General features: G+C 72.0%; 7 protein-coding genes. 3 read left to right on the top strand and 4 right to left on the bottom strand.

The genetic code is table 11. From position 1 onward, the window contains the following. Positions 1-7: 7 nt before the first annotated feature. A complete protein-coding gene (locus ACIBM5_RS14435; protein ID WP_396007143.1) occupies positions 8-1,969 on the bottom strand; it encodes a protein kinase in 1,962 nt (653 codons plus the stop codon). A 294-nt stretch (positions 1,970-2,263) separates the two neighbouring features. On the opposite strand from ACIBM5_RS14435, the gene ACIBM5_RS14440 reads away from it, so the two are divergent. Beyond that, positions 2,264-3,553 (top strand): citrate synthase, encoded by a 1,290-nt coding sequence (locus tag ACIBM5_RS14440; RefSeq protein WP_020555562.1) that lies wholly within the window; start codon positions 2,264-2,266, stop codon positions 3,551-3,553. A 345-nt stretch (positions 3,554-3,898) separates the two neighbouring features. Here the strand turns inward: ACIBM5_RS14440 and ACIBM5_RS14445 are convergent, their stop codons facing one another. Both ACIBM5_RS14445 and ACIBM5_RS14450 read right to left on the bottom strand, forming a co-directional pair. Next, on the bottom strand, positions 3,899-6,223 hold the full coding sequence (locus tag ACIBM5_RS14445; RefSeq protein WP_396007144.1) for a PQQ-binding-like beta-propeller repeat protein: 2,325 nt from the start codon (positions 6,221-6,223) through the stop codon (positions 3,899-3,901). A 376-nt stretch (positions 6,224-6,599) separates the two neighbouring features. Then, positions 6,600-8,129, bottom strand: a complete 1,530-nt coding sequence (locus tag ACIBM5_RS14450; protein ID WP_391586967.1) for an MFS transporter — start codon at positions 8,127-8,129, stop codon at positions 6,600-6,602. Positions 8,130-8,235: 106 nt separating this feature from the next. On the opposite strand from ACIBM5_RS14450, the gene ACIBM5_RS14455 reads away from it, so the two are divergent. Together ACIBM5_RS14455 and ACIBM5_RS14460 are read left to right on the top strand one after the other, a co-directional pair. After that, on the top strand, positions 8,236-8,871 hold the full coding sequence (locus ACIBM5_RS14455) for a TetR/AcrR family transcriptional regulator (protein ID WP_396007145.1): 636 nt from the start codon (positions 8,236-8,238) through the stop codon (positions 8,869-8,871). 284 nt (positions 8,872-9,155) lie between these two features. Further along, positions 9,156-10,856, top strand: coding sequence for a class I adenylate-forming enzyme family protein (locus ACIBM5_RS14460; RefSeq protein WP_396007146.1), 1,701 nt, complete (start codon positions 9,156-9,158; stop codon positions 10,854-10,856). Positions 10,857-10,980: 124 nt separating this feature from the next. On the opposite strand, the gene dapD is transcribed toward ACIBM5_RS14460, so the two are convergent. After that, complete coding sequence (gene dapD, locus ACIBM5_RS14465) at positions 10,981-11,976, bottom strand: 2,3,4,5-tetrahydropyridine-2,6-dicarboxylate N-succinyltransferase (protein ID WP_396007147.1); 996 nt, start codon at positions 11,974-11,976, stop codon at positions 10,981-10,983. Positions 11,977-12,017: the final 41 nt, after the last annotated feature.

Genomic DNA, 12,017 nt, shown 5'->3' on the forward strand with positions numbered 1-12,017 from the left:
CGGGCTCCTAACGCCCCTCCAGAGCCCGCAGGACGGCTTGCGAGCGGGCGGTGGGCTCGGCCGCGCGGAACGGGCCGGCCGGGCTCAGCGCGGCCGGCATGGCGGCCCGGTGCGGACCGGTGTAGCAGCGCACCAGGGCCTCGGCGGCGGCGCGGTGCACGTCGCCCATCGAGTACAGCTGCTCGCCCGGGACGATCCGTTGCCGCCGGGTGCCCCGCGGATCGTCGGCCGGCCACTGGCGGTGCACCACCACTCGGGGTTCGTCCGCGGGCTCCGGCGCACTCAGCGTGGAGAACGACAGCGGGTACGGGAGCAGCGGGCCGACCAGCTCGCACAGGCCCCACAGCACCGCGTCCGGATCGGGCACGCCGTCCGCCTCGGACAGCGCGAACGTCTCCTCCGGCCGGGTGAGCACCGCCGAGACCACGTCCGTCAGCACGTCCGGATGCCGGCCGGCGCGTTGCCGCAACCCGACCTCGCGGCGGGCCAGCTCGGCGGCCGGCACCGCCGGGTCGAGGCGGGGCAGGAGCCGGCCGGCCGGGTGGTCCGGGTCGGGCGGCTCGATCGGGGCCGCCCCCAGGGCGAGCGCGTGCCGGGGCCCGACCGACGGGGTCGATCCGGAGTCGAGCCGGGCCGGGGCGATCAGGACCAGCGCGTGCGCGGCGGTGCGCCGGATCACGGTCGCTCGGCCGCCGAGCGTCCCGAAGCGGACCGCGGAGCGACGCGGCCCGTAGTACCCGGCGCCCAACGCGGGCCCGACCAGCGGAGCCAGCACGGCGTGCCAGCGGCGCAGGGCCGGTTCGGACAGCGACGAGGCGGACACGGTCGCCGCGCCCGTGTCGCCCACCGCGTAGTGGATCCGGTCGAGCATCGGCGCGCGAGCGTACGGGTCCTCGGTGTAGCGCTTGGTCGGGGCCGGTGCGGGCCGGTCCACGGTGGGTTCGGCGGACCGCCCGGGTGCGGGTCGGGCCGGGCGCGGACGCTCGGCGGAGGGGGCCCGCACGGGTTCCGGCTCGGGCGCCGGCCGCGCGGAGCCGCCGGCCGGTTCGTCGGCGGGTCCGCGCGACCAACGCCCGAGCCGCCGCTCCTGCTCGTGGAGCAGGTCGAGCACGGGGCGCGGCAGCCACGTGGCCGCCTCGTGCGGCCGCCGGCGGCTGCCCAGCAGGTCGGCGAAGTCGGCGAGCACCCGGTCCGGCGTAGGCCGTCGATCGGCGCGGCGGCGCAGGCACGACTCGACCAGCGGCAGCAGCGCGTCCGGCAGCCCGGTCAGGTCCGGGTCGCGGGTGCGTACGGCGTTCATCACCCGCATCGCGCTGCCCTCGTACGGTGCGTGACCGGTGCCCGCGAACAGCAGCGTGGCGCCCATCGCGTACACGTCCGAGCGCACGGTGCCGGACTCGCCCTCGATCTGTTCGGGGGCCATGTACGCGATCGTGCCGACCAGGTTGACGGTGTCCTGGTCCTCGGCCAGCGCGAGCCCGAAGTCGATCACCTTGGGGCCGTCCAGGGTGACCAGGATGTTGCCCGGTGCCAGGTCGCGGTGCACCAGGCCGGCGCCGTGGATCGCGCCGAGCGCCTCGGCCACGCCGGCGGCCAGCCAGCGCACCGCGTCCGGCGGCAGCGGGCCGCACTCGTCGACCACCTCGCGCAGCGACGGCGCGGGCACGTACGCGGTGGCCAGCCACGGCCGGGCCGCCTCCGGGTCGGCGGCCACCACCGCGGCCGTGAACACCCCGCTGACCAGTCGGGCCGCGTGCACCTCGCGGGCGAAGCGGCGGCGGAAGTTCGGGTCGTGGTCCAGCTCGGCCAGGATGGTCTTGATCGCGACCAGGCGTCCGGCGGGGGACAGGCCGAGGAAGACCCGGGCCATGCCGCCCCGACCGAGCCGGGAGAGCACCCGGTAGGGGCCGATCCGGCGCGGATCGTACGCGTCCAGCGGGGCCGGGCCCCGCCTCCTGACATCGGTCACGCAACGTCCCCCCGAACCACCGGATCGTGTGCCCTCATCATGGCGCCGCATGGGTGACACTCGTAGCGGGAAGCCCAAACGCGTGCACCGTTGCGACGATGACTCCGGGCACCACGACCCGCCACCCTGGGTCAGGTGACGCGGCTCACGGTTTGTCGCTCGTGTGGGAGGTGGCTGCGAGGTCGCCTCGCGCGCCTGCTATTCGTACTGATGCACACATGTCACAAAGACCGGAACCGCACGGACACGATCCGGGTGGCTGCCGGAGCCTGAGCCGAGAAGTAGGGGACCCCCATGAGCGAGGACTCGGTAGTACTGCGCCACCAAGGAAACGAGCACACCCTTCCGCTGGTCGAGGGCACCATCGGCGACACCGCCGTGGACATCTCGACACTTCGCGCCAAGACGGGGCTGGTGACCTACGACGGAGGGTTCGTCAACACCGCCGCGTGTAAATCGGCGATCACCTTCATCGACGGCGAGGAGGGCATCCTCCGCTACCGCGGTTACCCGATCGAGCAGATCGCCGAGCAGGGTACGTTCCTGGAGACGGCATACCTGCTGATCTACGGCGAACTGCCGTCCGCGAGCGCGCTGGACAACTTCCGCGACGAGATCACCCAGCACACCCTGCTGCACGAGGACGTCAAGCGGTTCTACGACGGCTTCCCGCGCGATGCGCACCCGATGGCGATGTTGTCGTCCGTGGTGTCCGCGCTGTCCACGTTCTACCAGGACAGCCACAACCCGTTCGACGAGGAGCAGGTCCGGCTCTCGGCGATAAGGCTGTTGGCGAAGTTGCCGACGATCGCGGCCTACGCGTTCAAGAAGTCGGTCGGCCAGCCGATGCTCTACCCGGACAACTCGCTCGGCTACGTCGAGAACTTCCTGCGGATGACCTTCGCGGTCCCGGCCGAGTCCTACAAGGCCGACCCGGTCGTGGTGGACGCGCTCGACAAGCTGCTGATCCTGCACGGCGACCACGAGCAGAACTGCTCGACCTCGACGGTGCGACTGGTCGGCTCCAGCCAGGCGAACATGTTCGCGTCCATCTCGGCCGGCATCAACGCGCTGTGGGGTCCGCTGCACGGCGGCGCCAACCAGCAGGTGCTGGAGATGCTGGAGCAGATCAAGAACGACGGTGGCGACATCGACTCGTTCGTGAACAAGGTGAAGAACAAGGAAGACGGCGTGCGCCTGATGGGCTTCGGCCACCGGGTGTACAAGAGCCGCGACCCGCGCGCGACGATCATCAAGAAGGCCGCCGACGACGTCCTGTCCCGGATGGGCAAGAAGGACGAACTGCTCGACCTCGCGATGCAGTTGGAAGAGCGCGCCCTCGCCGACGACTACTTCGTCGAGCGCAAGCTCTACCCGAACGTGGACTTCTACACCGGCCTCATCTACCGGGCGATGGGTTTCCCCACCGAGATGTTCACGGTGTTGTTCGCGATCGGTCGGCTGCCGGGCTGGATTGCCCACTGGCAGGAGATGATCGCCGACCCGAAGGCGAAGATCGGCCGCCCGCGCCAGGTGTACACCGGCGTCGCGCTGCGCGACTACACCCCCATCGGTGCCCGCTGACCGCAGGGAACACGCGGAAACGATCTTGGAGTCGAGGGTCTCGAACCGTGGTTCGAGGTGTTCGGCTCCGAGATCGTTTTGTTTTCTGCGGGGCGCCGGTCGTACCGGCAGGGCGAGGCGGAACGAGTCGCCGGGCCGGCCCCGAGTGTGCGGGCCGGCCCGGCGCGGTGGTGCGGTCGTGCCGCGATCGTGCCGGAGTCGCTCGCGGGCGGTGCAGCGCACCCGATCGACTCCGGCGCGGGAGACTGTACGACGACTCCCGATTGATCGGTAGTTTTGTTACCTTAACGTGATCGACGACGCGGATTCGCCCCCCAGGGGGAGTCGAACGAACCCGCGTCGTGATCAGCCGGTGGGCGTCGCCACCGAGGGGCCCTTTCCGGTGGCCGCGTCGAGCACGTACAGATGCCGATCGGCGCTGCCCACGAAGAGCAGCCCGTCGGCCACGACCGGCGAGGTCACCCGGCCGCCGGTGGTGAAGCGCCAGCGGGGTTCCCCGCCCAGGCCCACCGCTATCACCGAGCCGTTGCTGCTGCCCGCGTACACGATGTCGTCGGCGACCACCGGCGAGGTGACCCACCCCTCGGCGCCGAACCGCCACACGCAGCGCGTGGTGTTGACGTCGACCGCGTACAGCCCGCCGTCGCCGCTGCCGAAGAAGGACAGGTTGCCGGCCGTGGCGGGCTGGGCGACCGGGCCGCCCGCGCCGAACCACCCGCGCATCGCGCCGTCGGTGGCGTTGAGCAGGTACAGGTACTGGTCGGTGCTGCCGACGTGCACGATGCCGTTCGCCACGGTCGGCGAGGACACCCAGCCGCCCGTGGCGAAGCGCCACCGACACCAGCCGGTCGCGGCGTCCAGCGCGTACACGCAGCGGTCGCTGGAGCCGAAGTAGACCGTGCCGTCCACGACGGTGGGCGAGGTGGCCCAGCCGCCGGTGGGGAAGCGCCAGCGACATCGCCCGGTGGCCGCGTCCACGGCGTACAGCGCGTTGTCGCTGGAGCCGAAGTACACGGTGCCGTCGGCGACCACGGGGGCGGCCACCACTTCGCCGCCGGTGGGGAAGCTCCAGCGCCACTGACGCGAGGTCAGCTCCAGGGCGTAGACATGGTTGTCCTGGCTGCTGAGGTACATCAGCTCGCCGTCCACGGCGGGCGGGTGCGACCAGCCCGACGAGTCGAACCGCCACTCGCGGGTGGCCAGATGCAGGGTGTGCAGCCCGTTGTCGTTGCTGTGCACGTGGACGCGGGCGGTCCGACCGGAACCCGCGCGCACCGGCGGAGTGAGGATCTCCCCGGTCGCGGTGAACCGCCACACCGGCGAGGTCTCCAGACCGCCGGTGGGGGTGCGCGGCGGAGTGGGGTGCTGGCGCGGCACGTCGGGCCCGCTCTCCGGCCACGTGACCGGAGAGTTGGGTATCGGCGCCGGCGGCCTGGCCACCCGCTCGGTCGGCAGCGCCGGCGACGGGGACGACGTGGACATCTGTCGCCCGACCGGTCGCGGGCCGCCCGGCGGCCCGGTCACCGGCGTGTTCGTCGGCGGCGCCGGCGGCCGGGGCGGGGGCTTGCGGGTCGGGTTGGTCGGCGGGCGCTGCGGCGGTGGCGGCGCGGACCGGTGCGGCTCGGGGCGCGGTGCCGGGCGCGGCTCCTCGCGCACCTGGTTCGGCAGCTTGCCCATGTTGTTCGGGTCCGGGCGCACGTTCTCCGGCACCTCGGGACGCTCCGGCTCGACCACTTCGCGCACGGGCGGGGTGCGCGGGCCCATGGTCGGCCGGTACTGGCTCTCGAACCGCTGCACCATCGCCGACGCGTTGTCCGGCAGTTGGCTGTCCGCATCGCTGTCGTCCAGGAGCGGCGCGAGCTGGTTGAGCAACTGGGTCGGGCTCGGCCGGTGTTCCGCGGCGCGCTGCATGCACAGGTTGACCAGGCCGGTCAGCTCCGGCGGCAGCCCGTCCAGGTCGGGGGAGCCGGTGACCAGGCGCAACAGCGCCTCGGCGGGCTTGCGGTCGGGGTAGGGCGAATGCCCGGTCGCCGCGTACACCAGCGTCGCGCCGAGCGAGAACATGTCGCTCGCGGGAGTGATGTCGCGGACGCCCTGGGCCTGTTCCGGCGACATGTAGGCCGGTGTCCCGACCGCGACGCCGGTCATGGTGAGCGAGCCGAAGTCGGCGGCGCGCGAGATGCCGAAGTCGATCACCTTGGGCCCGTCGCTGGCCACCAGGACGTTGGACGGCTTCAGGTCGCGGTGCACCAGCCCGGCGGCGTGCACGGACTCCAGCGCCTCGGCGATGCCCGCGGCCATCCAGCGCACCGCGCGCGGCGGCAGCGGGCCGCATGCGCGGACCAGGGATTCGAGCGAGGGCGCGGGCACGTACGCGGTGGCCAGCCAGGGCACCGCGGCGTCCGGATCGGCGTTGACGACGGCGGCGGTGAACACGCCGCTGACCCGGCGGGCCGCGGCCACCTCCTGCGCGAAGCGCGCGCGGAAGCCCGGGTCGCCACCCAACTCGGAACGGATCGTCTTGATCGCGACGAGTCGCCCGAAGGGCGAACGCCCCAGATAGATGCGGCCCATGCCACCGGCACCGAGTCGGCCGAGCACCACATAGGGACCGATCCGTTCCGGATCCCCCTTGGCCGGTGGCTCACCCGGCCATCCGTGTTCCGTCACAATCCCCCCGAAGTCGCCCCACCGCCCATCATCCCCGCCGAGCGGCCGTTTCGACAGGAACAGGCGGGAGGAGTGCCACGGCGCCGGTCGTCCCGTCGTCGCGATAGAGGTGCCCCGGGGTGGAGCACCCGCTGCCTGTCGCAGGGTACCCGCCTGCCCGGTCTGCCGCCCACGCCGCGTCCCGCTTCGGCCGAAACACAGGGGATTCCCCCAGACGCCGATCACGAAGAGTGGCTGCGGAAGCGGAAATTACCGCTCCGATCGGTCCGAATCGGACGAACGGCGATCACGGACACGAACACCCGGGCTCGGTTCGGATCGAACCGGGCCCGGGTGTCGCAGTACCGACGGTTTGTCAGTATGTCTGCACGTCGGCCTAGTGCAGGCCGCCGGGAGCATCGGTGGGCAGGTCGGACTTGCCGACCCGCAGCACCGTCACGGCGACCACGGCGGCGATGCCGAGCAGGATCGAGGCGGTCAGGAAGCCGGCCGTGTAGCCCTCGGTGAGGGCCAGGTTGCGGACCGCCTCGTTGTTGATCGCCTTCTCGCCGAGCTTGCCGAACTGGTGCTTGAACTCGTCGTCCCGGGCATTCGTGTAGATCGTGGTCAGCACCGCGATCGCCACCGCTCCGCCCACCTGCTGGGTGACGTTGAGCATCGCGGAGCCGATCCCCGCGTCCTCCGGGGCGATCCCGGCCACCGCGGTGGCCATGATCGCGACGAAGATCAGGCCCATGCCCAGACCGAACACCAGCATCGCGGGCAGCAGGCCCACGACGTAGGTCGAGTCGACCTCGAGCAGGGACAGGTAGAACAGACCCAGACCGGCCAGGATCGGACCCACCGTCAGCAGCACCCGCGGCCCGATCTTGGGCAGCATCACGCTGGTGAACTGGGCCGAGATCATCACGCCCGCGCACAGCGGGAGATAGGCCAGACCGGCCTTGATCGGCGAGTAGCCCGCGACGATCTGCATGTAGAGCGTGATGAAGAAGAACGCGCCCATCATGCCGCCCGCCGCGAGCGCCATCACCACGTAGCTCGCCGAGCGGTTGCGGTTGCGGAACAGCCGCATCGGCATCAGCGGCCGCTCGACCCGAAGCTCGATCGCGATGAAGGCCGCGAGCAGCACCGCCGAGACGATCAGCGAACCCACCGTCAGCCCGTCGGTCCAGCTCTTTTCCGCGGCGCGGATGACGCCGTAGACCAGGGCGGTCACACCGAGGGTGGAGGTCAGCGCGCCGGGGATGTCCAACCGGCCGCGCCAGATCGCCTTCTCGCCGGTCTTCGCGTCGTCGGGTATGGCCAGCGGCAACGCCGCGACGAGCGCGATGCCGATGGGCACGTTGACGAACATGACCCAACGCCAGGACAGGTACTCGACCAGGAGGCCACCCATGAGCAGGCCGACCGCCGAACCCATGCCCGACACCGCCGCATAGACACCGAACGCCTTGTTGCGTTCCGGGCCTTCCTCGAAGGTGGTGGTCACCAGCGACAGGACCGCGGGGGCCACCATCGCGCCACCGACACCCTGCAGGGCCCGCGCGGCCAGCAACAGCGCCTCGCTGGTGGCGAACCCGCCGAGCAGGCTCGCGACGGTGAACACGATCAGGCCGAGCGCCAGCAGGCGGCGTCGGCCGAAGAGGTCACCGAGCCGACCACCCAGCAGCAGCAGGCCGCCGAAGGTCAGCATGTACGCGTTCATCACCCACGAGAGCGATGTTTCACTGATGTCGAGCGCCTTGCCCATGTCGGGCAGGGCGATGTTCACGATGGTCGCGTCGAGCACGATCATCAACTGGGCCCCTGCCAACAGGGCCAAGGCCAATCCGCGGCGCGCGTGGGGCGCGTCGACGGACGGGGATCCGGTCGAGCCGGCGACCTCGGAAGGTGCCGTCGTCATGGATTGCCTCGCATTACTAGTGGACGTGAGCGTTCTCTACGCGAATCTAGGGCTTTTGCCTTAGAGAACGCAAACGTTTTCTGTACCATGGCGAGCGGAGGCGAGAGTGAGCACAGGAGTACGCGCGGGTCAAGTCGAGACAGCCCTGCTGGTCACCGACTACAGACAGCGGCCCCGAAAGCGCGGCGTCACGCTGGAGCGAGCGATCACCGAGGCGGTGCTCGCCGAGCTCGGCGAGCGCGGCTACGGCGCGCTGACCTTCGAAGGTGTCGCGACCCGAGCCGGGACCGGCAAGTCGGCCCTGTATCGCCGCTGGGCGGACAAGATGGGCATGGTCGCCGACGCGCTCTCCGCCGCGCTGCCCGATCCGCAATCGCTGACGCTGCCCGGCGCGTTGCGCGCCGACCTGGTCGTCTACCTGGAGACCGTCGCCCACGGCATGCACGGAGCGCTCGGCCTGGGCATGCGGGTGCTCAGCGGCGAGATGTGCCGACACCACGAGTTCGCCGAGATGTGGGAGCACCGGGTGATCGCGCCCTGGCAGTCCCTCCTCGTGGAGCTGATCACCGACGCGATCGCCCGCGGCGAGGCCCGCACGGGCGCGCTCGCCCCCGAATGCGTGCTCGCCGGCCCCTCCGTCCTGTGCCAGCGGTTCACCCTCACCGGCGTGCCGATGTCCCGGGCCGAGATCGAATCCCTGGTCGACAACGCCCTGATGCCGATGATGGCGGCCAAGGACTGACCCCAGCGCGGGTGTGCCGCCGGCCGCCTCCGCGGTGCGGCCACGGTCGCGATTCGGCCCGGTCGAGGTGTGTACCCACCGGCTCCACCCGTCGCGTCCGGCGCGGGGGCTGCGGTTTCACGTGCACCGCGGCGACCTGCCCGGCCCCGTGGCGCCCGGTGTGGGGTGCCGCCGTCGGGTGGGTCGGCTGCGCCCCGCCCCCACGCACCCTCCACCTGAACACGTGTCAGATCACACCCCCGCTCACTTGAATGACTCGGTCAAGCAGTTCTAAGGTCCGCCCCATGGCCACCACCAACTCCGCCGCGCCCGCACCCGACGCCGCCCTTCTCGCCCTGACCGCCCCCGGCGGACCGTTCGCGCTCGTCGAAGAGGACGTGCTCGGCGTGCCGTTGCGCGTGCTGGCCGATCGCCCACGGTCGATCACCGCGTTCGTCGAGCGGGCCCGTAGCTTCGGCGACCGCGAGTACCTCGTGTACGAGGACCGCCGGATCGGCTTCGCCGAACACGTGCGCGACATCGCCTCGACCGCACTCGCACTGCGCGAGCGATACGGGATCGGCCCGGGGGATCGGGTCGCGATCCTGGCCGCCAACCGGCCCGAGTGGCTGACGGTGTTTCAGGCCGCCGCGGCGCTGGGCGCGATCACCGTCGGCATGAACGGATGGTGGGCCGCCGACGAGATCCGCTACGGCGTACGCGACTGCGCCCCCGCGCTGCTGGTCGCCGACCGGCGTCGGCTGGAGCGCCTGGGCGGGGCGTCGGAGGCCGAGCGGAGCCTGGGTGTGCCGGTACTGGAGATCGAGGCCCAGTGCGCCGCCCTGGCGGCCTACGCGCCCGATGCCGAACTGCCGCCGGGCGCCGCCGACGAGGACGACCCCGCACTGATCCTGTACACCTCCGGCACCACCGGCCGGCCCAAGGGCGCCGTGCTCACCCACCGCAACGTGGTCGCGATGCAGAACCTCCAGGCGCTGCTCGCCGCCCGGGCGACCGCACACCTGCCCGCCGAGGTGCTCGCCCAGGCGCCGCCCGGGCGGTGGCTGGTGAACAGCCCGTTCTTCCACGTCTCGGGACTGCTCGCGGGCGCGGTGGCCGCGCTGGCCGGCGGACAGACCATGGTGCTCTACAGCGGCCGGTTCGAGGTGCCCCGACTGCTCGACCTGATCGAGCGCGAGCGCTGCACCACGTGGTCGCTGGTGCCCACGCTGGGCTGGCGGGTCGCCAACCACCCGGACACCCCGACGTACGACCTGTCCTCGATCACTCGGCTGGGCGGCGGCAGCGCGGCCTTCTCCCCCGAACTGGTGCGCCGGCTCCAGGAGGTGTTCCCGAACGCGAAGGGTGCGCTCGGCGTCGGATACGGGCTGACCGAGTCCGGCGGGGTGGCCACCACCGCGGGCGCCGCGCAACTCCAGGAGGAGCCGGGCGCGATCGGGGCGGCCGTGCCGACCGTGGAGGTGACCGTCCACGACCAGGACGGTCGGCCGCAGCCGGAGGGCGTGGAGGGCGAGCTGTGGATCCGCAGCCCGCTGGTGATGCTCGGCTACTGGGGCAACGACGAGGCCACCGCCAAGGCGCTCACGCCGGACCGCCGGCTGCGCACCGGCGACCTCGGCTACACCCGGAACGGCCGGTTCCACCTGGCCACCCGGCGCAGCGACCTGATCCTGCGCGGCGGGGAGAACGTCTACCCGGCGGAGATCGAACACTGCCTGGACGCGCACCCCGACGTGGCCGAGTCGGTGGTGGTCGGCGTGCCGCATCCGGAGTGGGGCGAGGAGGTCAAGGCGATCGTGGTGCCCGCGCCCGGCGCGGCGCTCACCGCCGAGCTGCTCGGCGCGTACGTCGCGGAACGCCTGGCGCACTTCAAGGTGCCCGCGCACTGGGAACTGCGCACCGACCCGCTGCCGCGCACGCCCACCGGCAAGGTGATCCGCGCCGTGGCCACCGGTGCCAAGCCGGCCGACCTGGTCGAGGAGTGAGCCGAGGAGTGGGCGGCTCCCGCCCCGATCGGGGAGTGGGCACCCGGGCAGCCCCGGACCCGACCGGGGAGTGAGCAACCCCGGGCGGGGCGGCGGAGATTCCGCCGGCCCGCCCGGGAGCGGGTCAGTCGTTCTTGTGCAGTTCCTCGTTCAGCGCGCCCCACGACTTGGTCCGGGCGATCGCCTCGATCGTGCCGGTGACCGAGTTGCGGCGGAAGAGCAGGCCGTCCCGGCCGGAGAGCTCGGCGGCCTTGACCACCTTGCCGTCCGGGGTGGTCACCCGGGTGCCGGCGGTGATGTAGCAGCCCGCCTCGACCACACAGTCGTCGCCGAGCGAGATGCCGATGCCCGCGTTGGCGCCCAGCAGGCAGCGCTCGCCGACCGAGATGGTCTCCTTGCCGCCGCCGGAGAGCGTGCCCATGATCGACGAGCCGCCGCCGATGTCGCTGTGGTCGCCCACCACGACGCCCGCGCTGATCCGGCCCTCGACCATCGACGCGCCCAGGGTGCCCGCGTTGAAGTTGCAGAAGCCCTCGTGCATCACGGTGGTGCCGGGCGCCAGGTGCGCGCCCAGGCGGACCCGGGTGGTGTCGGCGATGCGCACGCCACTGGGCACCACGAACTCGGTCATCCGGGGGAACTTGTCCACGCCGGCCACCTCGAACGGCACCCGCGCGGCCCGGGCCCGCAGCCGGGCGGCGTCCACGCCGTCGACCGGGACCGCGCCCAGGTTGGTCCACGCGACGTTCGGGAGCACGCCGAACAGTCCGTCCAGGCTCTGCCCGTGCGGGCGGACCAGGCGGTGGCTGAGCAGATGCAGACGCAGGTACGCGTCGTGGGTGTCCACCGGGCCGACGGCCAGGGACGCGATCACCGTACGCACGGCGACGACCTCGACCCCGCGCACCGCGTCGGTGCCCAGGCCGGCCGCGGCGTCGGCGCCGAGCGCCTCGATCGCCTCGTCGGCGGACAGGCGAACGGTCTCGGCCTTGCCGTCGACGTCGCCCGAGGTCAGCTCGGGTGCGGGGTACCAGGTGTCCAGGACGGTGCCGTCTGCGGCGATCGTCGCGAGACCAGCGGCGACGGCACCAACGGGGGAGGAAGCAGCAGTGTCGATCACCCCGCTACCGTACCGGGACCGCGCGCCGCCGCCGATCGCCG

The organism is Embleya sp. NPDC050493, assembly GCF_044458105.1.
Taxonomy (GTDB): Bacteria; Actinomycetota; Actinomycetes; order Streptomycetales; family Streptomycetaceae; genus Embleya.

What these genes read in the sequence shown, in the direction of transcription:
- ACIBM5_RS14440 (WP_020555562.1), top strand. Translation starts at nt 2,264, where the DNA reads ATGAGCGAGGACTCGGTAGTACTGCGCCACCAAGGAAACGAGCACACC.
- ACIBM5_RS14450 (WP_391586967.1), bottom strand. Translation starts at nt 8,129, where the DNA reads ATGACGACGGCACCTTCCGAGGTCGCCGGCTCGACCGGATCCCCGTCC.
- ACIBM5_RS14460 (WP_396007146.1), top strand. Translation starts at nt 9,156, where the DNA reads ATGGCCACCACCAACTCCGCCGCGCCCGCACCCGACGCCGCCCTTCTC.